The organism is Rhizobium sp. YTUHZ045 (assembly GCF_051124255.1).
Taxonomy (GTDB): Bacteria; Pseudomonadota; Alphaproteobacteria; order Rhizobiales; family Rhizobiaceae; genus Rhizobium.
Genome location: NZ_CP101432.1, coordinates 1,049,876 through 1,073,354, shown reverse-complemented (window position 1 = coordinate 1,073,354; position 23,479 = coordinate 1,049,876). Strand labels below are relative to the sequence as shown.

18 protein-coding genes are annotated in these 23,479 nt (G+C 58.1%); 5 read left to right on the top strand and 13 right to left on the bottom strand.

The annotated features are described in order from the left end of the window. Positions 1 to 36 precede the first annotated feature (36 nt). From NMA58_RS05265 to NMA58_RS05240, 6 genes are read right to left on the bottom strand one after another with little or no spacing between them, the layout of a single operon-like run. The gene (locus NMA58_RS05265) at positions 37 to 1,254 is read right to left on the bottom strand and encodes a DegT/DnrJ/EryC1/StrS family aminotransferase (protein WP_434712618.1); all 1,218 of its coding nucleotides are present in this window, start codon (positions 1,252 to 1,254) and stop codon (positions 37 to 39) included. Then, positions 1,251 to 2,222 (bottom strand): NAD-dependent epimerase/dehydratase family protein, encoded by a 972-nt coding sequence (locus NMA58_RS05260; RefSeq protein ID WP_097601720.1) that lies wholly within the window; start codon positions 2,220 to 2,222, stop codon positions 1,251 to 1,253. The genes NMA58_RS05265 and NMA58_RS05260 overlap by 4 nt, the downstream gene beginning before the upstream one ends. Beyond that, a complete protein-coding gene (locus NMA58_RS05255) occupies positions 2,219 to 2,935 on the bottom strand; it encodes an acyltransferase (RefSeq protein ID WP_097601719.1) in 717 nt (238 codons plus the stop codon). Before NMA58_RS05255 ends, NMA58_RS05260 begins: the two co-directional genes overlap by 4 nt. Beyond that, entirely contained in the window at positions 2,925 to 4,028 is a 1,104-nt protein-coding gene (locus NMA58_RS05250; protein WP_434712617.1) for a DegT/DnrJ/EryC1/StrS family aminotransferase, read from the bottom strand. Before NMA58_RS05250 ends, NMA58_RS05255 begins: the two co-directional genes overlap by 11 nt. Then, positions 4,025 to 5,062, bottom strand: a complete 1,038-nt coding sequence (locus tag NMA58_RS05245; protein WP_097601717.1) for a Gfo/Idh/MocA family protein — start codon at positions 5,060 to 5,062, stop codon at positions 4,025 to 4,027. Before NMA58_RS05245 ends, NMA58_RS05250 begins: the two co-directional genes overlap by 4 nt. After that, the gene (locus tag NMA58_RS05240; RefSeq protein ID WP_085777572.1) at positions 5,059 to 5,565 is read right to left on the bottom strand and encodes an acyltransferase; all 507 of its coding nucleotides are present in this window, start codon (positions 5,563 to 5,565) and stop codon (positions 5,059 to 5,061) included. Before NMA58_RS05240 ends, NMA58_RS05245 begins: the two co-directional genes overlap by 4 nt. A 555-nt stretch (positions 5,566 to 6,120) precedes the next feature. Here NMA58_RS05240 and NMA58_RS05235 point away from each other — a divergent pair. Further along, positions 6,121 to 6,897 carry a response regulator transcription factor gene (locus NMA58_RS05235; protein WP_097601716.1) on the top strand — a complete coding sequence of 259 codons (777 nt, stop codon included), beginning with the start codon at positions 6,121 to 6,123 and terminating at the stop codon, positions 6,895 to 6,897. Between the two features lie 72 nt (positions 6,898 to 6,969). On the opposite strand, the gene NMA58_RS05230 is transcribed toward NMA58_RS05235, so the two are convergent. The 7 genes from NMA58_RS05230 to NMA58_RS05200 form a co-directional block, all read right to left on the bottom strand. After that, positions 6,970 to 7,912, bottom strand: a protein-coding gene (locus tag NMA58_RS05230) for an IS630 family transposase (protein ID WP_176536422.1) whose coding sequence is annotated in 2 segments (ribosomal slippage) — positions 6,970 to 7,575 and positions 7,577 to 7,912 — 942 coding nt in all. Because the reading frame shifts where the segments join, the coding sequence is not laid out codon by codon here. Positions 7,913 to 8,116: 204 nt separating this feature from the next. Next, positions 8,117 to 9,955 carry a glycosyltransferase family protein gene (locus NMA58_RS05225; RefSeq protein WP_434712616.1) on the bottom strand — a complete coding sequence of 613 codons (1,839 nt, stop codon included), beginning with the start codon at positions 9,953 to 9,955 and terminating at the stop codon, positions 8,117 to 8,119. 4 nt (positions 9,956 to 9,959) lie between these two features. After that, positions 9,960 to 11,003, bottom strand: coding sequence for a UDP-glucuronic acid decarboxylase family protein (locus NMA58_RS05220; RefSeq protein WP_434712615.1), 1,044 nt, complete (start codon positions 11,001 to 11,003; stop codon positions 9,960 to 9,962). 46 nt (positions 11,004 to 11,049) lie between these two features. After that, positions 11,050 to 12,504 (bottom strand): sugar transferase, encoded by a 1,455-nt coding sequence (locus NMA58_RS05215; protein ID WP_176536412.1) that lies wholly within the window; start codon positions 12,502 to 12,504, stop codon positions 11,050 to 11,052. Positions 12,505 to 12,511: 7 nt separating this feature from the next. Next, on the bottom strand, positions 12,512 to 13,378 hold the full coding sequence (locus tag NMA58_RS05210) for a WecB/TagA/CpsF family glycosyltransferase (protein WP_434712614.1): 867 nt from the start codon (positions 13,376 to 13,378) through the stop codon (positions 12,512 to 12,514). A 612-nt stretch (positions 13,379 to 13,990) separates the two neighbouring features. After that, on the bottom strand, positions 13,991 to 16,120 hold the full coding sequence (locus NMA58_RS05205) for a right-handed parallel beta-helix repeat-containing protein (protein ID WP_434712613.1): 2,130 nt from the start codon (positions 16,118 to 16,120) through the stop codon (positions 13,991 to 13,993). Beyond that, complete coding sequence (locus NMA58_RS05200; RefSeq protein ID WP_434712612.1) at positions 16,117 to 17,436, bottom strand: O-antigen ligase family protein; 1,320 nt, start codon at positions 17,434 to 17,436, stop codon at positions 16,117 to 16,119. Before NMA58_RS05200 ends, NMA58_RS05205 begins: the two co-directional genes overlap by 4 nt. A 618-nt stretch (positions 17,437 to 18,054) precedes the next feature. Here NMA58_RS05200 and NMA58_RS05195 point away from each other — a divergent pair. Genes NMA58_RS05195 through NMA58_RS05180 form a run of 4 tightly spaced genes read left to right on the top strand, consistent with a single transcriptional unit; the run spans position 18,055 to position 23,445 of the window. Then, complete coding sequence (locus NMA58_RS05195) at positions 18,055 to 19,005, top strand: glycosyltransferase family 2 protein (protein ID WP_434712611.1); 951 nt, start codon at positions 18,055 to 18,057, stop codon at positions 19,003 to 19,005. Next, entirely contained in the window at positions 19,002 to 20,105 is a 1,104-nt protein-coding gene (locus NMA58_RS05190) for a glycosyltransferase family 4 protein (RefSeq protein ID WP_434712610.1), read from the top strand. Before NMA58_RS05195 ends, NMA58_RS05190 begins: the two co-directional genes overlap by 4 nt. After that, positions 20,096 to 21,238: a glycosyltransferase family 4 protein gene (locus tag NMA58_RS05185; protein ID WP_434712609.1), complete on the top strand. Its 1,143-nt coding sequence runs from the start codon at positions 20,096 to 20,098 to the stop codon at positions 21,236 to 21,238. Before NMA58_RS05190 ends, NMA58_RS05185 begins: the two co-directional genes overlap by 10 nt. After that, on the top strand, positions 21,238 to 23,445 hold the full coding sequence (locus NMA58_RS05180; protein ID WP_434713511.1) for a GumC family protein: 2,208 nt from the start codon (positions 21,238 to 21,240) through the stop codon (positions 23,443 to 23,445). The genes NMA58_RS05185 and NMA58_RS05180 overlap by 1 nt, the downstream gene beginning before the upstream one ends. Positions 23,446 to 23,479: the final 34 nt, after the last annotated feature.

Here is a 23,479-nt window from a genome sequence, read left to right as displayed (position 1 = left end):
TGTTGTATCGACATGCCGCCTCGTGCAGGCGTCACTTCAGGCAGGTACGACGTGCTCAACGGGCTGATGGGCGGCGCGCCCGGTGCTGACGTCGATGATGGCCCGGCGCAATGTGTCGACGACCCTGACGAGATCCGCCTCCGTCATCTGAGCATAAAGCGGCAGGATGACGGTTTGCTGCTGCGCAGAAACGCTTCTCGGCAGGTTGGCGGCGATGCGATGGGAGTTTTGACCGGAATAGGCGCCCTCGAGATGAATGTTCATCACGCCGCGCCGCGTCGATATTCCTTGATCGAGCAGCGCCTGCATGACGGCTCGCTGGTCGATTTCGTCCGACAATCTCACGCAGAAGCTTTGCCAGTTACTGCGAGCCCAGCGGGGCTCGGTCGGAACCGACAGACCTGGGATCGTGGATAGGCTCTCGCAATATTGCGAGGCAAATCGCCGTCGCTGTGCAACCAGCTCCGGCAGCCGCCGCAGTTGCACCCGTCCGACCGCCGCCTGTAGGTCGGTCATACGGTAGTTATAGCCGAGCTCATCATAGTCCTCGAAGATCACCTGTTTGGAGCCATGGCGGACAGCGTCGGTGACGCTCATGCCATGTTGGCGCCACAGCCGGAATTTTCGGTCATATTCCGGATTCACAGTCGTCAGCATGCCGCCATCACCGGTGGTGACGACCTTTCGGGGATGGAAAGAGAAGCAGGCAATATCGCCATGCGGTTTGCCGATCTTTTCGCAACGCCCTTCCCACAGGATTTCGCTTCCCGTCGCACAGGCCGCATCCTCGATAACCGGTATCGAATTGCGCTTGCCGATCTCCACGATCGAACGGAGATCGCAGGGCATGCCGAGTTGATGCACGCACAGGATTGCTTTGGTGCGGGGCGTGATTGCCGCTTCGATCAAGCTGGGGTCGATATTGTAGCCATCCGGCTCGATATCGACGAAGACGGGCACCGCATTGCAGTATCGAACAGCGTTCGCGGTGGCGATGAACGAATGGCTGACCGTGATGACTTCGTCACCGGAACCTACGCCAACCGCCATCAAGGCGAGATGAAGCGCGGTCGTGCAGTTGGAAACGGCGCAGGCGTGCTCAGTGCCGACGAACGCCGCGAATTCCTTCTCAAATGCCGCGACTTCCGGCCCCTGCGTGACCCACCCCGACAGGATGACCCGGCGTGCGGCCTCGGCCTCTTCCTCTCCGAGGACGGGTTTGGCGACTGGAATTGTGGATTGAGGTGAGCTCATGCTGCCGCCCCTCCCGCGGCGGTCTGCTGCTGCCACCAGGCAACGAGATCGCGAAGCCCCTGTTCCATTGATATCTCCGCCTTGAAACCGAGGAGCCGTTCGGCCTTGCTGATATCAGCGAGACGACGGGTTACGCCGTTGACGGTCCGGGCTTCTTTGTGCTGTGGCTCGAGTGAAACGCCCATGACGCTGCTCAGCATCTGAGCGAGTTCCAGGAGGCTTATTTCCTGCCCGCTCGCGACATTGAATACTTCGTCCGTGACGTCGCTCTTTGCGGCGAGAATGTTTGCGCGCGCGATGTCGCGTGCATCGACGAAGTCCATCGTCTGGCTGCCATCTCCATAAATGAGCGGCGGCATTCCAGCCGCCAGGCGCTCCATCCAACGGATCAGCACTTCCGTATAGGCGCCGTAAACGTCCATTCGCGGTCCGTAGACGTTGAAATAACGCAGCGCCACATAGCGCAGGCCATACATTTCCGCGAAGCTGCGCAGCAGCCCCTCATTGAACGTCTTCGCCGCACCATAGATCGTCCGGTTATTGTAGGGATGATGCTGCTCGGTCGTCGGGAAGCTTTCGGCCAGCCCCAGCACCGAGGCGGAGGAAGCAGCAACGACCTTCGACACGCCTGCCTTCACGGCAGCTTCGAGGACGTTGAACGTGCCCTCGGCCAGAACATCGAAGGCGAGCCGCGGTTCTTCCGCGCATTGCGTGATGCGGATCGCCGCCTGGTGAAAGACGACGTCGACGCCTTCGAAGGTTTTCGCCAGCAGTGCCCTGTCGCGGATATCACCTTCGATGATGTTGACGGAGCCGCTTGATATTGCCGTGCTGAGATTGTCCCGGCGCCCGCGCACGAAATTGTCGAGGACGATGATCTCGCGAGGTTTTTCCAATGCAACAAGATCGGCAATATGCGAACCGATCAGACCGGCACCGCCGGTGATGAGCACCCGTTTGTTTCTCATGATCTTTCCTTACGCGACATGTTCGTCATCGGATCATTCTCCGAACGCCAACGTATGAATTTCGCCGGTACACCGGCGGCAACCGAGAACGGCTCGACGTCGGAAACGACAACTGCACCCGCTCCAACGATCGCCCCCTTCCCGATGGTCACGCCGGGAAGAATGGTCGCATTCGTTCCGATATCGGCCTCGGCACAGATGCGGACCGGCTTGATTTCAAGATCCGTACGGATGATCGGCACGTCTATCGGCAGTGCGGTGTGGGTCGAGCCAAGCACCTTGGCCCCCGGCCCCCACCCGACAGAATCCTCGATCACAAGTTCGCGCGCGTCGAAATAGGCCATCGGGCCGATCCAGACATTGTCGCCGATGACGCAGGTGCCATCGTAGCGTCCCTGGATGTAGGCCTGAGCGCCGATGAACACGCCATTGCCGATTTCGAAGGTTTCCGGATGTTTGAAACCGGCGCCGCCTGCGACCTGCAGACCTTCGCCGCAGCTGCGCGTGATAGCCCGCCAGATGGCTTTGCGCATCAGCGCGTCGACGACGCCGTCGCCTGTCGCGAAGCGGCCGTAGAGTTCGATCAGGCCGGCGCGCCCATATGCTTGCCTGAGCTCTTCGGCGAGCCCCGCTTGATAGGCTGGATCTGCCGGCTTCTGGCTGCGGCCGTGGACGGCCTGCACGACACGAGCCTCGCGTGGACTAGCTGACATAGGCATACTCCAGCGCAGCCGCGACCTGATCGACGTGCTGTACGGGCATTTCAGGGTAGATCGGCAAGGAGAGAACCTCGCGTGCGGCGGCTTCCGAGACCGGGAAGTCCCCTGCTTGGTAACCGAGGTCGGCATGGGCCTTTTGCAAATGAACGGGAATAGGATAGTGCAGACCGGATGGAATGCCCTCTGCTGTGAGCACACGCTGCAGGCCGTCGCGATCGCTGCTTCTGACGGCATAGACATGGTAGACATGCCGCCGCTCGGCAGCCTCGACAGGCGTTCGCAAATGCGGCGATCCTGCAAGCAGCGAGGAGTAGCGGCGGCCATGCGAACGGCGAGCTTCGGTCCAGGCTTCGAGATGCCGGAGCTTGACGCGCAGGATTGCACCCTGGATGGCATCCATGCGGTAGTTGAAGCCCTTCAGCAGATGGTGATAGCGCTGTTCCTGACCCCAGTCGCGCAGCATGCGCATTGTCTTGGCCTGCTCATCGCTGTTCGTGACGGCGATGCCGCCCTCGCCGCAGGCGCCGAGGTTCTTACCGGGATAGAAGCTGAAGCAGCCAGACGCGCCGATGCTGCCGGCGCGCGCGCCCTTATACCACGCGCCATGTGCCTGGCAGGCGTCCTCGATGACCGGGATCCGGTGGCGATCGGCGACCGCCATGATGCCATCCATATCGGCCATCTGGCCGTAGAGATGGACGGGAATGATCGCCTTGGTCCGGGAGGTAATCTTCGCCTCGAGTTGAGCGGGATCCATCGTGAGCGTCACGGGCTCCACATCGACGAATACCGGTGTTGCGCCCGTGTAACAGATAGCCGACACAGTCGCGACGAAGGTGAATGGGACGGTGATGACTTCATCGCCGGGACCAACGCCCGCCGCAAGCAAAGACAGATGCAGGGCACTCGTCCCGGTGTTGACGGCGATCGCGTGTTTGACGTTGCAATAATCCGCAAATTCCTGCTCAAGGCGGATGACTTCCTCGCCCAGTATGTATTGCCCAGAGGCGAGCACGCCGAGCACGGCGGCGTCGATTTCGCTCTTGATCGATTGATATTGTGCTCTGAGGTCCAGAAAGGGGATCATGCGATGCGCCTCGCCTCTTCGAGCTCGACGATACGACCGCGCTGCGCGAGCGAACGGCTTGCGGCTTCAAGGACCCGAACGACACGCAACCCGGCATGCCCGTCCGTAATGGGCCGGGAATTCTGCTCAATGCACTCGACGAAGTGATCCAGTTCGCGCTTCAATGCCTCGGTCATATCGAGCTTGGGCGCCCACATATCGCCGCTGCGGTAGCCGACCAGCATCTGATGCACCTTCTCGCCGTACGCATCGGAATTGGGGCACATGGTGATGCCCTTGTCATAGACCTTGATCTTTTCGCTGGGCTCGAGATCGTCATAGACGATCATCTTGTTGCTGCCGCCGATCAGCGTGCGGCGCACCTTGACCGGCGCCAGCCAATTGACGTGGATGTGCGCGATGAGCTTGCTCTCGAAAAAGAGCGTCAGATAGGCGATGTTCTCCGGCTCGCCGAGCACGTGGCTCATGCCCGTCGCGGAAACAGCCACCGGTTTTTCCTGCAGGACGTGGTCCAGGATGGAAAGATCGTGCACCGCGAGGTCCCAGATGACGCTGACATCATGCTGAAAGAGCCCGAGATTGACCCGAACCGAGTCGTAATAATACATGTCGCCAAGGCCGCTTTCGACCAGTTCGCGCATTTTCCGGACGGCGCCGGTGTGGACGAAGGTATGATCCACGGCGAGCACGAGGCGTCGGCGCGCAGCTTCATCGACCATTCGCGACGCTTCTTCCGCCGTCGCTGCCATCGGCTTTTCGACGAAGACATGTTTTCCGGCCATCATCGCCTGCATTGAAAGCTTGAAATGCGTCGAGACCGGCGTCGCGATGGCGATCGCGTCTACTCTCGGATCGCGCAAGACTTCCTCGAAATCGTCCGTGACCGTTATTGCGGGGTACCGGCTTTTGACGGCCCCCAACCGTTCGACATTGAGATCACAGACTGAAACAAGGTGGGCGCCGGCCGCTTCAGAGATGTTACGAACCAGATTTGGACCCCAATACCCGTATCCGACAACAGCGATACCGATCATTCCATTTCTCCCAACGCAAACATGTCTACCGGTCCGTCATTGACGCGGCCGATTACCCTGGCCGGAACGCCCGCGACGATGGCGCCGTCTGGCACGTCCTTTGTTACAACCGCTCCGGCGCCGACCTGCGCAGCCTCTCCGATGGTCACGCCGGGCAGGATGGTGGCGTTGCTGCCAATCGACGCGTGGCGCTTGACGAGTGTAGGGATGAGTATCCAGTCGGTCTCCGTCTGCAGGCTGCCGTCCGGATTAATGGCGCGCGGGTAGGTGTCGTTCGTAAACATGACCCCGTGGCCGATGAACACGCCGTCTTCCAGCGTCACGCCCTCACAGAGGAAGGAATGGCTGGAAATCTTGCAGTCTCTCCCGACTACGACATTCTTCTGAATTTCGACAAAGGTGCCGATGCGCGTTCCTGCGCCGATCGTGCAGCCATACAGATTCACGAGATCTCGATGGTGGATGACGCTGCCGTCACCCAGCTTGACATTTGATGCAATCATCCCTGAAAACCCCTACTACTCCTAACAGGGCCCGATTTTCAGTTGAAACAGACAATCGGGCGATTGCGTCCAAGGTTTCAAACCAACAGGACAAATATTTCTCTCACCTCAAAGAGAATTGTTTTCGTCATCCGAGTAAAGAAACAAAACGTTTAAGCTTATTCACCCAAAGGCGTATCTACTTATGACGACTTACGCCCTGGTGTATGCCCTGCACCAGCATTGGTGGCGGGCTCATCCTCCCTACCCGTCGCCGCGCCTACGCCGAAGACAGCGATTGTTTCCATGTGTTTAGTGGCCCGCGGCAAATCGGAAATATAATAACATAGACTATCTGGAAGACATCGTAGTAAGACCTAAGTCTATACTCAGGCTTATCTTCGGATTTAAATTCGATACGGTAAGTTGTGCTGCACTTAGCCTATATTAGCTACTGTAACGTTCCGCGAATTGTGGTATTCGATTCCTACTTTAGAGTTTCCCAAACCCCCGTATTGAGAGGGGTCGGTACTCGGGTCGTAGTGAAGCGTAACGTGTTAGTGGGAGGGTGAAGCTGTGAATTCAGCACTTATACCGAATTTGGACCTCAGGCAGGAACACGTACCTCTTCATAGGATAGAAAATAACGCGCACACACTCGCGTTGTCGGCGGGACAAACGCATTCGCTTGTCATTCTCGACAATCGTGAACTTGATCGCCAATGCCTGGCGCAATGCATGGCTGCGCAAAAAGCGGACCTGCAGATTCTGGCGTTTGGATCGATTGAGGAGTGGAAGCAGAAGCGCGACGAATACGCTCCGCTTGCAGCAATCCTCTTGAACATCGGCGGCAAAAAGGTCGATGAACCAGCCGTTTCGGAGCAAATCCGCAAACTTTCTTCGGAATTCGCGTCTACACCCCTTATCGTATTGGCCGATAGCGACGACTTCGGCCAAATCGTTAGGGCTCTTGAGTACGGCGCCAAAGGGTTCATACCCGCCTCGGTCAGCGTCAGCGTCTGCATGGAGCTGATCGCGCTGTCGGTGGCAGGAGGAATATTCGTGCCTGCAAGCGCCTTGTTCGCCATGCGTCACCTGCTGGACTCGAGCAACTCGACCGCCCGTCCGCTCTCCGGCATCTTCACCGATCGTCAGGCAGAAGTGGTGGAGGCGCTCCGACGCGGAAAGGCGAACAAGATCATCGCCTACGAGCTCAATCTCAGAGAAAGCACGGTGAAGGTGCATGTCCGCAATATCATGAAAAAGGTCAAGGCGACGAACAGAACGGAAGTCGTGTTCAAGCTCAACGATCTTTTTCAAAGTAATCTTTCGGGCGGCTTAGCAGCAAACTGACGGTGCCGATGCGGTCAGCCGATAGACTTGCTTCGCATCGCCAGCACATTTTCTCTCTAGAGCCTGCTGCTTTCATACGGAAGCATATCCTGAGTTTGTGAGGTAGTTTGCGCATTCTGCTGGCGAGAAGCAGTCGAGCATTTCACCAGCCTTGCGCCATGTCGCTTCGACTGTGCGAGGCTGTTCTCTCCTAATTAGGTGCTTGAGCTTGGCAAAGACTTGCTCGATGGGATTGAGGTCCGGGCTGTAAGGCGGCAGGAAGAAGAGGTGCGCGCCTGCGGCCCGGATGGCACGACGGACAGCTTGGCCCTTATGGCTGCCGAGATTGTCGAGGATGACGATGTCGCCCTTGGCGAGCGTGGGCACGAGGATCCTCTGGATATAGAGGGTAAAGAGTTCGCCGTTGATCGGCCCATCGATGACCCAAGGGGCGTCGATGCGGTCGCAGCGCAAGGCGGCAATGAATGTCAGGGTTTTCCAGTGCCCATGCGGAACCGCGGCACATAGGCGTTGACCACGCGGTGCCCACCCCCTGAGGGGCGCCATGTTGGTCTTGATCCAGGTCTCATCGAGAAAGACCAGCCGCTGCGCTTCGATCCGCCGTTGATGGGTCTTCCAACGCAACCGTTTCCTGGCGATATCCATCCGCGTCTGCTCGGCCGGCAGAACCGTTTTTTTTGAAACTCAGGCCCTCGGCCCGGACGAACACCCAAACGGCGCGTCGCTCGGTCTTGATGCCGCGTTCGGCCAGTTCCGCCACAAGGCCTCGCGTCGTGAACGGGCCGGATCGACAGCGCTGGCGCAGCCAGTCGGCCCGTTCGCCGGACAAAGTCCGCTGCTTGCGACCGCCGACGCGGCCGGGCGTCAGAGCGCCGGTCTCCGCAAGGCGCTTCTTCCACTTCGAAACACAGGAGGGAGCAATCGCAAGTGCTGCTGCGATCGATCGTATCGTTTCTCCGGTGTTCAGGCGCGCCATCGCCCGTTCGCGAAGATCCTCAGAATATGGGTGCGTCATCCTTGCCGGCCGTCCTTTTCCGGTAGGACAGAGAATCATATTTCAGCTGATTTGCGAATCTGCGATTCTGAAAAATCGAAGCGTGCTCTAGAGGTGGCGGCACGGAAATACGCCACCGAGTCGATCATCTAAAGCGTGCCGCGATCTTCCGGATTCGCGTGTCACGCTTTAGGTGCTTGTTATCGCAGTGCCATTTCCCCACAGCTAATTGCCGGTGCCCAAAGGACGCCTGGAAAGCGCCAGCCGAATCTTGCTCAGCTGAGCTTTCTGCGAATGGGGGACCAGACGCCGCCCAAGATGCCAAAAATATCGGAACTCCGGCAGAGGCGGCACATTCGGCCTCAACCCATTCAGGCGCAGCTTGATCATTAGGCCATCTATGCCCGAATAGACTCGCAGGCGCCAACCAGCATCAGGTTTGAACTGTGGCGGTGCTACTTTCTCACCACCGCTTGCGCCAGCCCGAACCTGACGAACAACGCTTGCAAAATCTGGCTGCCGGCACTGTTCAAGAGTATCGGCGAACCAAGCAAGCCACTCGGAATCGGTTCGATCAGGAAGCTGATGAATGCTTTTCCGATCAATGCGATGCCGTCCTGAGACGACCCCATCGGCTGAGCGAGCGAGTTCAGCGATCACGAGGCGCGCGCGTCTGAACTCGTCATGCGACAGAGAAGGATAGAAGTTTTGCAGCCTCCGCGCCCGCTCAAACTGGCCTCTGCAGATCAAAGCAAGAAGGAAGTAGGCCCACTCGACCGGATCCGGATCGCGTGCCCCATATTCGATGGTGGTCACCTTGATCAGGTCCACCAGAAGGTCATAGGCGCGATCGGCGTCACCCTCCTGCAATGCGCAGACGGCAAGGCGCAATTTCGCTTCGGGCAGGTAAGATACATAGTCGAGGCAGCTGAGGTAGCAGTGCTTGGCCTCCTCCACCCTACCCTGTTGGAGAAGCAGGTCCCCCTGCTTCAGCAAGACACGATCGCTTGCTTGCCCGACGATATGGACGCTCTCTTGCTTTGAGATACGCCTGACCTTTGTAAGATCGCCGAACGGGCCGGACTGGATGATCTTTTCGCCGAATTGCAGGCCTCTGTTCAGCATGAACCACTGATATATTTGCGGCCTGTGGCTCAACGTATGACGTGAATGGATCAAGTTGAAACCGGCTGTTGTGATGCGTCTTATTTCGTCGGGATGGGCAAAAAGATAATCCAGTCGCTCGACCACGTTGCGGCCGTCAACAAAGAGGCAGTTCTCCATGTCGACAAAGCCGGCTGCCTCCACTGCTGCCGTACGCTCCGTCACGAGACAGGCCTTTGCTCCGGGGATCTCAAAATGCTTGCGTACGACCTCGCCGCCCATGGTGCCGCAGGTGGGGACGACAAAGCTCGCGTTGAGCGCCCGCGCATAAGCTTCTCCAGAGAGGAGCTGAGCAGCCAGCTTGCTCTCATACGCGTGTTGCGGCGAGACCAGACAGGGATACCGGTCGCGGATCATCGGAAAAACTGTCTGTCGCCAGGGATAAAGGCCATAGGCCTGACCCGTGAGCGTGACCGGGATGACCTTTTGCTGCCCGTAGTCGTGATAGACCTCGGGATCGATGAAATTTGGCCAGACGAACAGATTCTCCCTCACCGCCGGCATATACTCCGGCGCCATGGTTGCGATCGCGAAATACGTCTCGATGCCCCACTGCTCCATGTCGGAAAGGAAGCCGGCGCGTCGATCGCACCATGCATCTGCGTTATGAAGACCAAGTTTCGGAACGGCGAGATGGGTATTGGTGTTGCTGATTTTTATCCGACGTGAGCCATGCGATCGGTAACCGCTTTCAAACAACGTCAGATCCGGTTGGTATCTGTCGCAGATCTCGGCATAATCGCAGTCGCGGTTAACGACGAAGACATCGAAATGTGTGGCGAGGCATTTGACCTGCTGCTGCATGTGCAGCAGCAGGTAACCGGCCGCGTTCGCATTGGGCTGATGGTCCCATTGAAAGAAAACGAGCCGCGGTTTCCGATGATCGGCCTTGCTGCTCATGTCCCTATCGAATGGCTTCGGGAGCATTGACTTCGACGCTCGCAGAGGCCAGATGCGGATAGGGCACTTGCCGGGACTTGACGTTGAAACTGTTGTTTACTCCGCCGGAAAGCTTCCACTCAAAATAAGCGATCGTTCTCTCAAGCCCCTCACGAAGGTTCACCTTCGGCTGCCAGCCCAGTTGTTGCGTTGCGCGGCTGATGTCGGGCTTGCGTTGTGTCGGATCGTCAATCGGCAGAGGCTTGAAGACGATGCCCGACTTCGATCCGGTCATTTCCACCACCATTTCTGCCAATTCCCGAACCTGGAATTCTCCTGGATTGCCGAGATTGATCGGTCCTGTAACCCCGGCGGGCGCCGCCATCAATCGGATGAAACCGTCGATCAGGTCGTCCACGTAGCAGAACGACCGTGTCTGCCTGCCGTCGCCGAAGATTGTAATCGGCTCGTTGCGAAGCGCCTGAACAATGAAATTGGAGACGACACGGCCGTCATTTGTCTGCATTCGCGGACCGTAGGTATTAAATATCCGCGCCACCCGGATTTCCACGCCATATTGACGGTGATAGTCGAAGAACAGCGTCTCGGCGCAGCGCTTGCCTTCGTCATAGCATGCCCGCGGGCCTATGGGGCTGACGCTGCCGCGATACTCCTCGGGCTGCGGATGGACTGCCGGATCGCCATAGACCTCGCTTGTCGATGCCTGGAAGATCTTTGCCTTGGTGCGCTTGGCCAGGCCGAGCATATTGATCGCCCCATGCACATTGGTCTTCACGGTCTGCACGGGATCGTGCTGGTAGTGGACCGGAGATGCTGGGCAGGCGAGGTTATAGATCTCATCGACCTCCACATAAAGCGGGAATGTGATGTCGTGGCGGAGTATTTCAAAACGAGGATCGTCAAGAAGGTGCAGTACGTTATCGCGCGAGCCGGTATAGAAATTGTCCACGCAGAGAACGTCATTGCCCTCTCGCAAAAGCCTTTCGCAAAGGAATGATCCCAGAAATCCGGTGCCGCCGGTAACCATAATTCGCTTCTGTCCGTGCATTGATTTGCTCCGTTGTTAATGTTTGCCCACCGGGATGGAGAACATGTCAGCAGGCTCCCTTGCCTTTCAGGACCGCAGGAATTGTGCTGAGAAGGATGTGCCAATCGAACCACAAGGATCGATTGTCGATGTAGAACTCGTCGAGTTGCTGCTGCAGTTCGATATCCGCATTGCTTCGTTCGGATATCTGCCAAAGCCCCGTCAGCCCCGGCGTTACCGAGCGCCGCTTGGCGCGAAACTCGCTGTCCATCGCCGAAAGGTGATATTCCGGGAAGGGACGCGGTCCCACGAAGGACATCTCTCCTGCAATGATGTTCACCAGCTGCGGGAGTTCGTCGAAACTCGATGAGCGAAGGACATGCCCGATCACCGGCAGGATGCGCGGATCCTGCCGAAGCTTGAAGTGGTTCGACCACTCGGCTTGTATGTCCGGATTGTCCCGGAACAATGTTTCGAGGCGTTGTTCCGCATCTCTGTACATCGTCCTCAGTTTCAGGACGCGCACCGGCTTGCCGGACAAGCCTTCCCTGGCGTGTCTGAAGAAGACGGGACCCGGATCGATGGCATAGATCGCTGCGGCGGCAACCAGAATGCAGGGCATCAGCACCAGCGCTGCCGGGATAGCGATCACGAGATCGAGGACTCGACGAACCAGGTTCGAGCTTGCCGATCTCCCGCCGACGGCCAAGCGAACACCGATCTCTCCGCCGACGTCAGCCGGTCGCAAACCGGTTATCTTGAAGTTCGGCGTGTCGGAGAGGAGGATGACTTCGGCGAACTGGCGACGCATCGTTGCCAAGTCGGCGACAAATGAGCCCGTATCGTCAGCGATCAAGGCAATTGACGGCCCGCCGTCGGGTGATACTTCCGAGGTATCGGGAGAAGAGAATTCCGGCCGAATGCCATAGTGCCAATGCTCTGAGAAATACGCCACAAGCGCAGGGATGCGATTGCGGGCACCGACGATCACTGCCCGCTCACCCCAGATACCAAGCCTCCAGGACAGTCCTCGTGCGGCCACACGCATAAGAGGTTGAACAACCAATCCGAGGCCCATGAAGGCGATGATTGGAAGCAGCACTCCTAGTCCTTCCGGCAGAAGGATCGCCCCAAGCGCTGCGATGACCACCACCTTGAAGGACGCTGTCGTGCGGCGGCGCAGATGTTCGTGGTCGTGAAGCCGATATCCGGGATAGAGCGCGTTCGATGCATAAAGAACGATTGCTGCCAGCGCTGCGACGGCGAAAGCGCGCTCCAGCACCATGTTCTCCGAAGAGTTCGAAAGGAACGGCAGGAGAAGAAGATAGGCTATCAGGTAGCTTGCGATGTCGCCGGCAATCAGAAATGACGACGTAGCGAGCCGAGGCAACCTGCGCCTGAATGGAACCGGTATTTTCAGCTCTGCCCGCTTGCTGAATTCGGCGGTCGGTGTGGGGTTTGCCACGAAAGGTTTCGTCTTCCGCAGGTCGGACGTGATTGCTGACGGCGCAAATAGGGACATGATCGCTTCACACCTTTACGGCTGTTGCTTTTGGCGCACTCGATCCAAAAACCTCGTCTTCGATCGGAAACTTCCGAAGCCCCAGTCTCTGGAATGCTGTCAGTGAGATGAAGGTCGGCACGACGAGGGCATACCGCCGCCACAGCCGTCGCGGCTCGCACAAAAGACGAAAGGCCCATTCGAAGCCGCTTCTTTGAATGAACCTTGGAGCTTGCCGCTTAAGGCCGGCGTGAAAATCGAATGCAGCTCCGACGCCGATAAGCATCGATGCATCCAGACGGTCACGCATGCGCGCCATCCAGAGTTCCTGCTTGGGGCTGCTCAGCCCCACCCAGATGATATCGGCGCCGGATCGATTGAGCCGGTTCGCAATATCGGCTTCCTCTTGCGGTGACAGTTTATGAAAGGGCGGTGCATAGGAGCCGGCTATCTCAGCTTCCGGGAATTTCGCGAGAAGCTGCGCCTGCAAGTGCTGCAGCGTCTCGGGCGTTGCGCCATAAAGGAAGTGGCGTATTCCCTTCGATGTACCGGCCTCGAAAACAGACAACATCAGATCAGGTCCGTACACCCTGTCGCTGTCCACATGGCCAGCACGCTTCAACGCCCATACCAACGGCATGCCGTCGGGGGTCACGAGGAATGCCCGGTTATGTATCGACCGGAGCTCTGGGTTATCTTGACATCGGACGACACCGTGTGCGTCGCGAACACACACATATTCCCTCCTGCCGTCTTCAATCCCTTTTTGAATAAAACCGGTCGCGCTTTTAAGATTAACTGCCGAAATGCGAACACCAAGAACATTAGTCCATTCCAGGGAGTCCTTTTGTTTAAGAACTGAAGTTTGGCTTCTGTCTGTCGGTTGCTTTCCCATGACCTACGCTTTCGCGATTTAAACTGTCATCAGAATATGCCGGCAGAGCGATTGTCTCCATACTTTCAGTTCCAACTATTGGACGTAGAAGACACTTCATATTCCTACGCCTTCGGCCGAGATAAGTTACAATATTCGAAGTAAGGCGGCGTACCCCACGGCTTGCCGCGTTGCTCTTTTTGATGAGTGCGACCCCGAAAGAGCGGTTTGACCTTCACAAGGCCGTAGAAGATAGTCACTCTCGCGCCAAGCCCGTGCGGACCTGCGCGCGAATAAAGCGGGGGAGAGATGATTAACCCAACAGGCGAGATGACTGGGCTGACGAACCGTCAGAACTGCCCGACAAACCAACCCTAGCAGGCTTCCGCGCCGGGAACTTGATGCGCGCACCTGCGTCGGCGCAGGCTTCGTCGTGGCGCAGGATCCGTTGGAATTTTCGCTCTGGGCACGCTCGCCGAAGCCATGACGTCATAGCTCTTGCCGGCAGTAGTCATTTTCGCGTCACGATCGGGGCGCTATTGCGCCGAGCAACCGCCGGCGAGTGGTCTGAGCTTCGTGTGGAGCGCAATACTCCCGCCAGCAGCGATATAGCCCGTCACGTTGCCGTTCTTGTCAATTGGAGCGCGACGCTACGCTGCCTACGTCGATCCCAGCCTTCTGAAGATCGCTTAGACTGCCAAACTCTCCCGAAGGCATGATCTCCGGGTGTATCCTGAAGCTCTTGTCGTTCAGATTGCCGTTGTAGCGATTACGCGCAAATTGCACCGATCCAAGCTTGTGGTCAGGCACGTAAATGTATGCCGCCAACCCATTGCCGCTGTCGACCGACACGATATTATCCTCGATGCGATTGGGGCCCGCCCAAGGCGGATGCCACCCCCGGCCCGTACCGTCATCGACGCGAAAGGCAGCCCCAGATCCGCCGGCAATGATGTTCCCCGTCACCAGGTTGCTCCAGCCGCCGTTTATGCCGATCGCCGATATATTATCCGAAAGCGTATTTCCTTCGATGCGCACTCCACTGGCCTTGCCGTCGGTATAGATCGCCCAACTGATAGGAGAAGGCCATTCACTGGTATTTTCATATCCAGGGGGCCAGAATGTCCCATCGACCCTGTTCATAAGCTGACCTGTTCCGGTGACGAGATTGTAGCGAATGCTGCTGTTCAAAGGGTCGGTCTGTTCACCCATCATCTTGATGGCGCCGCCGTCTGCCGTTTGCTGATTGGCGTTGCGGACCACGTTGTGTTCGATGATCGCGTCATGAACTGCGTCCTGATCTCCCCATAGCGAGCCACCGGCGATACCGAACTGGGCTGCGTTTTCGATGAGATTATGAGCAATCCTGACATCATCGGCAGCCTGGAACCATATCCCGGCCGTTTCGAAATAGACCCTGCCGATGTCATGGATGTGGTTCGACAGGATGGTCGCACCGTGCGATTTGAGGAAGGTGCCATAGGTCGTGCCGACATAAATCCCGTTGCCGGCCACATCCGCAATCACGTTGCCGGCAATCAGGACATCTTTGCTCTCGGAAACGTGGATGCCTACGCCGACATTGTCGATGGAATTGCCGAGCAGCCGGACGCCGTCCGCCCGGTCGAGCCGTATGGCACCGAAGCTCCTGGTGTCGGTACCGAACTTGCCGCTGCCGCGCGGATCCCCATCCCTGAACTGGAGCCCGGATACAACCATTCCATCGGCTCCATCCAGCCTGAAGAATGTCGGCAGGATGCCGGCCACAGCCGTAGAGCTGATTGGCAATCCATCGGTCGGAATATAGACGAGTTGCTCCTTGGCGCGGTCATACCACCACTCGCCAGCAGCATCGAGCAGGGCCGCCGCCCCCGCCAGGAAATAGCGGCTGCCTTCCGCGGTGAAGAAGTAGGCAGTGCCTCTGGTGTTGATGGTCCGGTTGCCGGTGTCGATTGAAACTACCGGGAGGGTGTCACTGCCCCATTGGCTACCGGGGCTAAAACCACCGACAATATGGGCGACAAGCCCCGCCGTATTTTTCGAGATCGGAAGATCGCCGGCATGGAAGCAAAAGCGCGTATTGCCATGCCATATGTCGTCATCCTCTGTGCACTTGGCCGCAAAAAGCCATCCTTTGCGCGGATCTCCATCAAACGGGGCGTTGGGAAAGCGTGCCTGCGTCTGCAGCGCGCCCTTGACGAAAAGGTCGCCCACGGCCCTGCCTGGAGGCAGCTTCAGTGATGCCGTCCAGCGGCCATCGGCCTGTGCCGTCCAATTGCGTACAAGCGGGCCGCCGTGCAGAACCGGCGCTTCGTTGCACCTCGCCGTGATGACCAGACCCGCGTCGCGCGCGTCGAAGACTATCGGTTCAGAGAGATAATAGTCCCCGCCGCCCAACGCGATCGTGTTTTCGCCGCCCTTCTTGCGCGCAGCATCCTGAGCTCTCTCGATACTGAGAAAAGGACCGTCGGTATGCTGAGGGTTGGGTTTGGGAAGACGCCCACTCCAACCGTCCTTGCCATCAGGAGAAACATGGAATACCGCCCGGGCCGCAGATGTGCCCGTTGGTACATTGCTCAGTGAAGTCCCCTTCAGCCTGTCGGAAAAGGTCGCCGGCGACGCCTCCGCGCAAGTCGCTTCCCTAAGCGCCGTCTGCAGCTTATCGGGCGCATCTGCGTCCGAGGTCACTGAGGCCAGGTTGCTTGGCTGCGGAAAGAGCGTCGCAAACAGAATGCTCAAGATCGGTGCGAAATGCAGTCTCAAGTCTGCAGCTCCGCCGTTTTTCTGCGCGCCGATGCCCGCATTTTCTGGCCGGGACTCGTTGAAACAACGGGCTCGTATAGAGAGAACATGATGATGCCCGACATAAACAGAACGAAAATCGCGTCATTCTGGATCAGGAAGATGGTCTCGGTCATGTTCATCACCAAAATGACGACTGTGAAGACATTCAGCCAGAGCCAGCAATAGTGCGGGTCCCTGCATTGGAGGATCGCCCCTTGGCGCAATGCCTGTAGAAGCATCAGAGTGAACAAAATCATTCCGCTTATTCCGAAGTTCAGCAGTGTATCGCGGAATCCGCTATGGGCGTGGGGAGCCATCCATTGGATCTTCGACCAGATAATCCAGGCCTCGGGGTTCGCCTCTGTCCAAAAGGCCTGGTAGCCGAAGCCGAGCAGCAGATGATCGGCAATCTGACCATCGACCAGTTCCCACAAGGGCACTCGGCCCGTCAAAGTGGCATCCTTGCCAAGCGCCTCCAGGAATGGAACCAGGAATTCGTGAAGCAAAAGGAGGAGCCCCATGAACATTTGGACAAAAAACAGGATGAGGACTATGCGGCTGATGCCACCGATCCGCCGCAACAGGGAATAGAACCCGATCAAGCAATAGGCCGATACCGTCGCAATGATCGCGGTCATCGATCCGGAGCCCATGAGACAGGCCCCAGCCGCGATCAAGAAAAGCAAAGCGGTTCGCCGTAAACCCCGGCTACCGTCCATTAAAACGGCCGTTGACACCAGTATCATCATCGCGGCATACCAACCGAGACTGTTCTTATGGATGAATATGCCACGCACGGCGCCGTCCATCGGCATGCGAGCGAGACTCGGCGACGCCACGAAGACCAGCAGGCTGAGGACTATGCATGTTCCGAAGGTGGCAAATGCCAGCAGAAGCAACTGCCGTGGTGTGAAGCGTATCGCCAGCACGTAAGCCAGAAGCACCGTAAAGAGCAGGCCGATAGCGCGCCTGAATGTCGTTGATGGGCCCACCGACCAGAAGACGGACACAAACGGCATGGCGACTATCAGGGGGACAAACCAATTTCGCTTGAGCGCCGTTAGAAAGTGCGGAAAATTCCGTACCAGCATCAACAATGTAAAGCCGTATACGGGCAGACAAAGCAGACGCAATATAGACCTGGCGTGATCGCCAAGGGATCCGTCGGCGTCCGCCAGCATGAGCGGGAAAAGGGCGCCCGTCTGAAGGAAAAGGCAGAAGCCCGCGCCCCAGCACTCTATCGCTCGCCAACTGACGGTCGGCCCATTCGCGGCTCTAAGCGTATCGGCTCTCATTATCGGTCCCGATTTGCCTGGACAGATGAGAGGCTTTTGATCGCGGCAATTTGGAAAGACATGGGTCCCCTTTCACAGCTGCGCTGCTTACCAACGAACATCCCGCCACCCCCCCAGTCAACTGACGCAAACGAAGGCGCAGCTAAGCCTAACGCGCATACCCACCGTCCAAGGACGTTGGTTGGGTTAAAGCTCACGGCCTACCCCTCCCCCAAAAGTTGGTGCTTGGACCAACGGCATTGCCCATAAGAGCAGATGTCACCCGTGACCAATCGCCGGTAGCTTGGCTATGAAAACATACCGCGAAGATCGCGCTGAGCTGCAGTTGGTGGTGAAGCGAGGCAATAATTCTGGCGCAGCTGGCTGTTGGCAGGTGACGCTTGGAAGGGTTGGGATTCTTATGGTTCTGCGTCATGGTCCTGGTTTCGTATGCACTATAACGGAAGCGTCACGCGTTGCGGTGGTGATCCTACGAGCTCAGGGCGAAGGCCTGATCGCGCAGAATGATCCCTGTCCGCCTCTCATTTCTTTCCATCAATTCGCGTTGCCGAACGAACGAGCATTCGCAGCTCCGGCGTACCGATGTGTCGCGCAGCAACGCGCTTGAGAGGGGGTGTCATGGAGCGACCGACGATCAGCGTCCTCATCAACAACTACAACTATGGTTGTTTTCTTCCTCGGGCGATCGACAGCGCCTTGCGCCAAAGAGCGTCTGATGCCGAGATCATCGTCGTCGATGACGGCTCGAGCGATCAGTCGCGCTCGGTTCTCGAAGGTTATGAGAAGCAGGTGAAGGTGCTCTTCCAGGAGAACCAGGGACAGGCCGCCGCCATTAATGCCGCTGTGAAAGCAAGCAGTGGCGACATCCTCTGTTTTCTCGATGCCGATGACTGGTGGGCGCCTGGCAAGCTGTCGGCAACAGCCGCTGCTTTCCAGTCGAATCCTCATGCATCGCTTGTTTATCACCGACTTCAGCCAACGCAGACCGATGGCTCAATAGCTTTCAAGCCAATTCCTCGGACCTTGTGTTCGGGAGATTTGTCGTCGCGGCTTGCGAGATCGGCTGGCTGGTGGCCCTTCCCACTGACGTCAGCCATCGCCGTAAGACGCAGCGCCTGGGATGCGGCAGGAGATATTCCCGAGCAGTTCCACATTTCCGCCGATGCCTGGCTCACGGGCCTCTACCCATTTCTGGGGGATGTTGTCGCCCTGTCGGATTCACTCGGATTCTACCGGATTCACAACAATAACTGGTATCGGCCAGTCGATGACGCCGCCATGCTGCGAAAGCGGATGGCCCATTGGCGGACTGTCGTTGACGCGACGAACCAGTTTCTTTCCGCGCACGGTTTAGCCGCAAGGCTGCGTCTGACCGATCACTTTCCGTATCGGGTCGCCTCAGCCAGGCTGGAGGGCGCAGATGCACGCACCCGGTTCAGACTTGCCGCGGAAGGTTTTTTTTTCGCCGGAGAACCAAACTTGCTGAGGCGTATGCGTGAGGCATTGCGGACAGCCCGCGACCTTCCTCGACGCGGTCAGGCGGTTAGCTTGTCGGAGTCAGCACGATGAAGGCGCTGATGCTGGTTTCCGAACTCGAAGACTACACAATCTCCTTCGCCAGTGGTGTGGCGCAACACCTGCAAGTCGTGCTCGCAGTCCCGCGTCGGCGCTACGCCAACCTTGTCTCCTCTTTCGACCCGGCGGTCGATCTGCACCTTTTGGACTGGCCACGGCACCGCTCGCTCTCCAATCCCTGGTTCCTACACCAACTCACGCGTCTCATCCGGCACGAGCGGCCGAATGTCATTCACCTTCTGAGCAATTCCACGCTCTGGCTGAACTTTGCTGCGCCATTCTGGCGGCCGATCCCGCTCGTGACGACCGTCCATGATGTTGACGTGCATCCCGGCGATTCCGACACCCGAACGCTGCCTGCCTGGGCTCCGCGCTTGATCGTGCGGCAATCAGGCCATGTCGTCGTCCATGGCGAGGGGCTGAAACGAATGGTTCTCGAGCGATATTCAAAATCGCCCGAATGCGTCCATGTCCTGTCGCATCCGGCCATTCATCGCTACGCGGAACTTGCTCGACAGCACAAGATGACGCGGCGCCACGCAGATGGAACCTTGCGCGTCCTGCTTTTCGGGCGGATTTTTGCTTACAAGGGGTTGGAGCATCTGATCCGTGCCGAGGCGATGCTGAAGGACCAGCTCCCCAATCTGCGGATCACGGTCGCCGGCCGCGGCGATGATCCCTGGATCTTCCAACCTCTTATGGGCGAAGCCGGCCGCTATGATATTCGCAACCACTTTATCGAGGATATGGAGGTCGCCCAGCTTTTTCTGGACGCCGATATCGTTGTTCTTCCCTACACGGAGGCCTCGCAGAGCGGTGTACTCAACCTTGCCGCGGCATTTGGCAAACCGGTCATCGTGACCGATGTCGGCGAATTGCGCGCCACCGTTCTGCCGAACGGACTGGGAATGGTGGTTCGGCCAGGGGACGTCGAACAGCTCGCCAGCGCCATCCGAACACTAGCAGATAACAACGAACTGAGAAGCAGCTTCGGAACCAGCGCGCTCGCCTGGGCCAGAGGTCCTAATTCGCCTGAACAGGTCGGGGCGCAGGCTGCGGCCGTTTATCGTGAGGTGGTCGGAGCATGCGAATGACGACGCTCACGGAGGGGAATCGGATAGCGGTGCGGAATGCCGCAGCAACCGTGCGCCACTATGTCCCGGGTGGTTGCGAGAACGGCGGCGGAATTGGCAGGCTGGTCGGCTATATATCAAGCACGGCGAAGGAGGCTGGCGAAAAGCACCTCGTCACCGACACCAGAGGGCCTCGCTGGTCCCTGGTTACGTCGCCGATGCGCCTGCTCGGCGCCATCCTGATGATGGCCAAGGATCGGATAATTGCTCCGACACGCATTCACCATATCCATATCGCCGGTCGCGGCAGCACCGCAAGAAAACTGATCCTTACTGAGGCTGCCCGCTTCCTCGGGTGCTCTCATATATTACACCTGCACGATTACGATTATGCGAGTGACTTTGCCGCACGCTCGCCACGGCAACAAATGCTCATACGCCGGATGTTCCAACATGCCGACCAGGTGGTAGCACTGGGGCAGCGCGACCGCGTGACGCTAACGACGCTTCTGGGCGTGGACGAGCGCCGCGTTGCCGTCATCCGCAATTGTGTTCCTGACCCGGGGGCGCGCAGTGTTCACGTCGGCAAGATGCCGTTGATCGTCTTTCTCGGGCGACTGAGCGAACGCAAAGGAGTTGGGGAGCTTCTGCTTGCCTTAAGTCATCCGATTATGAAGGAGCTCCAGTGGCGGGCCGTGCTGGCCGGCGACGGACCTGTGGAAGACTACCGACGCCAAGCCGCAGCCTTGGGCCTTTCAGATCTAGTGAAAATGCCGGGCTGGCTCGGCGCCGACGAGGCGCAAGCTTTGTGTGCACGGGCAGATATCCTGGTCCTACCTTCGCATGCCGAGGGCTTGGCAATGGCTGTGGTCGAAGGGCTCGCCCACGGGCTTGCGGTCGTTACCACGCGCGTCGGCGCGCATGGCGAAGTCATCTCCGACGGTGAAACGGGCGTCTTCGTGCCTGTCGGAGACCAGGATGCCCTGGCTGCGGCGCTGGCGAAACTCGTCAGCCATCCGGAAATCCGCAACCGCCTCTCAGCCAAGGCCCGGGCTCATTATCTCAATCAGTTCAGTATGAAGGCCTACATGCGATCGCTGGAAAAACTCTATGACGCCGTCTCCGCGCAACCTCAAACGTCGGTTGGTGAATGATGACCATTTCAACTATCCCGCCAGACCGCAACACCTCGCTCTCGTCGATGCGCTACGATCCCCGGTTTCAGGTAGAAACCAGGTCGGACGACTTTGACCTCACTTCGGGCTTGCGTCTTATCCGGCGAAGGATGGTGATGATCGTGGCTATCATCACGCTGTTTATGGCGATCGCCGCAATCATGGTTTCGGGATTGAAGCCGAGTTTTCATGCCGAGTCCCGGCTGATTATCCACACGCCTCTGGCGACGAAACTCGGCCCGGAGGAATCCGGCCGCAACGATCCGCTGGACGCCACATCGGAGACCGAACGGCTTCTTTCGAGAAGCATTGCAGAGCGGGTAATCCGCGACGTGCGTCTCGATCAGTGGGCCGAATTCAATCCGGCGCTGCGGGAGAGGTCGTTTATCGACAGGATCCAAGGAATGCTGCGCGGTCTGGTTGACAATGAAAAACAATCCCGGCCGATACAAAACAGCATCGAGCCGATCATCCCGAAATACTACAAGGCATTGCGCGTATGGCGCGATGGCCAGGGTGACGTTATTCAGATCGGATTCGATGCGAGCGACCCCCAACTGGCGGCCTCGGTCCCGAACCGACTCATCAGCATCTATCTCGAAGAGCGGAAGGACGGTCTGCGGGGGCGCCTGGACGCGGCAGAAGAATGGCTTCTGCAGCGTATCGCCGAACAGAAGGAGCGCACTGCAGCAGCACGCGATGCCGCCGACGCGTATCAGAAAACGATGGACGTCGTCTCGAATGACAATGATCAGGTTGAACAGATCAAGTCGATAATGGAGCTGGGCGAGCGGCAAACGAAAATCGAACAAAGCCGCACTGAAGCAAGATCAACGATAGCTGCACTGGAAGCGGCCGACGACCTCTCGTTTGCCCTGCAGAATATGGTTATTCCCGACAGCATTGGCGCAATGCAGCGGGAGCTTCGTGCGCAGGAGCAAGATCTCGAACGCCTTCTCGAGACATATGGCAACACGGCCCAAGCCGTGATCGATATGCGGGCGAAGATTCTCAAATCCCGCAGCGATCTCAAGCTTGCCGCCGAGCGATACCTTCAATCCATCCGCTCCAAGCTTGCAGCGCTCGATCATGAAGGCGACGCGGTCCGGTCGGCCTTGGCGGCTGCTCATGAGAAACGCGCTCGCTCTGCCCTGGCGCAAACGGAGCTGGCGCGACTCCAACGCATGTCTGACAAGGAGCAGACCGCGCTTGATAAGCTCGAGGAGCAGCGCCGTGGCCTGGCTGCGCAAGCCATGCTGCCGGGAGCGGAACTGGAAGTTCTGTCACCGGCGGCAGTACCGCTGGCACCGCAGGGGCGCGGACGACTTTTCTATCTGGTCGGCGCCCTCCTGGCTTCGATATCGATCGCGGTAACAGCCGCTTTCGTGGTCGAGATGCTGGATAACTCGGTCCGCAGCTTCGATCAGATGGCCGGAATGCCTCGCGTTGCGCCGGCCGGATTCATCCCGCGCCTGAAACGGAAGGACCGGGGGGATCCATCTATGCTCTTTGGGTACATTCAAGACGGGATGTTTGACGAAGCAATTCGCTCCGTCATAACTTCGCTTAAACAGTCCAACGGCGGAAAGCTGCCTAACAGTATTGTCGTGACGTCGGCTCACAGCGGAGAGGGCAAGTCGCTTGTCGCCAGATCACTGGCAATCGATCTCGCCGCCAACGGGATTCCGGTGCTACTTGTTGATGGCGACCTCAGACACGGAAATCTCGACTCGTTTTTCAAGTCAGAGCTACAGCAGGGATTGAACGAATTCCTGTGTGGACAGGCTGGAATCCGGGACATCATCGATCACCATCCGAGCGGCATCGACTTCATTCCGGCCGGCAATGCCACTCTCCATCGGCGCGCCCGCATGACGGATGCGGCTGACATCATCTCGATGGCCGCCTCGCTGGGCCAAGTCGTCATCTTCGACAGCGCACCCGTGCTCGCCTCGGCTGATACGATGCATCTGACGGCCTTAGCAGAACGAACGCTCGTGGTGGTTAAATGGGGTAAGACGAGCCGTCGCGCCGTCGAATTTTGCTTACATCAGCTGAGGACCGCACGCAACGCGGAGCTTTGCGTTGCCATAAACAACGTCAATCCGAAACAACACGCCATGTACAACTTCAGCGATTCGGAATTGTTTGTGAAATCATTGAGGAAATACCACGAATTCACCTGAACCTGGACAGCATTCACATCTGATTCCGCCGAAA

What these genes read in the sequence shown, in the direction of transcription:
- NMA58_RS05225 (WP_434712616.1), bottom strand. Translation starts at nt 9,955, where the DNA reads ATGAGCAGCAAGGCCGATCATCGGAAACCGCGGCTCGTTTTCTTTCAA.
- NMA58_RS05185 (WP_434712609.1), top strand. Translation starts at nt 20,096, where the DNA reads ATGCGAATGACGACGCTCACGGAGGGGAATCGGATAGCGGTGCGGAAT.
- NMA58_RS05245 (WP_097601717.1), bottom strand. Translation starts at nt 5,062, where the DNA reads ATGATCGGTATCGCTGTTGTCGGATACGGGTATTGGGGTCCAAATCTG.
- NMA58_RS05195 (WP_434712611.1), top strand. Translation starts at nt 18,055, where the DNA reads ATGGAGCGACCGACGATCAGCGTCCTCATCAACAACTACAACTATGGT.
- NMA58_RS05255 (WP_097601719.1), bottom strand. Translation starts at nt 2,935, where the DNA reads ATGTCAGCTAGTCCACGCGAGGCTCGTGTCGTGCAGGCCGTCCACGGC.
- NMA58_RS05210 (WP_434712614.1), bottom strand. Translation starts at nt 13,378, where the DNA reads ATGGGAAAGCAACCGACAGACAGAAGCCAAACTTCAGTTCTTAAACAA.
- NMA58_RS05260 (WP_097601720.1), bottom strand. Translation starts at nt 2,222, where the DNA reads ATGAGAAACAAACGGGTGCTCATCACCGGCGGTGCCGGTCTGATCGGT.
- NMA58_RS05215 (WP_176536412.1), bottom strand. Translation starts at nt 12,504, where the DNA reads ATGTCCCTATTTGCGCCGTCAGCAATCACGTCCGACCTGCGGAAGACG.
- NMA58_RS05190 (WP_434712610.1), top strand. Translation starts at nt 19,002, where the DNA reads ATGAAGGCGCTGATGCTGGTTTCCGAACTCGAAGACTACACAATCTCC.
- NMA58_RS05265 (WP_434712618.1), bottom strand. Translation starts at nt 1,254, where the DNA reads ATGAGCTCACCTCAATCCACAATTCCAGTCGCCAAACCCGTCCTCGGA.
- NMA58_RS05220 (WP_434712615.1), bottom strand. Translation starts at nt 11,003, where the DNA reads ATGCACGGACAGAAGCGAATTATGGTTACCGGCGGCACCGGATTTCTG.
- NMA58_RS05240 (WP_085777572.1), bottom strand. Translation starts at nt 5,565, where the DNA reads ATGATTGCATCAAATGTCAAGCTGGGTGACGGCAGCGTCATCCACCAT.
- NMA58_RS05200 (WP_434712612.1), bottom strand. Translation starts at nt 17,436, where the DNA reads ATGAGAGCCGATACGCTTAGAGCCGCGAATGGGCCGACCGTCAGTTGG.
- NMA58_RS05180 (WP_434713511.1), top strand. Translation starts at nt 21,238, where the DNA reads ATGACCATTTCAACTATCCCGCCAGACCGCAACACCTCGCTCTCGTCG.
- NMA58_RS05250 (WP_434712617.1), bottom strand. Translation starts at nt 4,028, where the DNA reads ATGATCCCCTTTCTGGACCTCAGAGCACAATATCAATCGATCAAGAGC.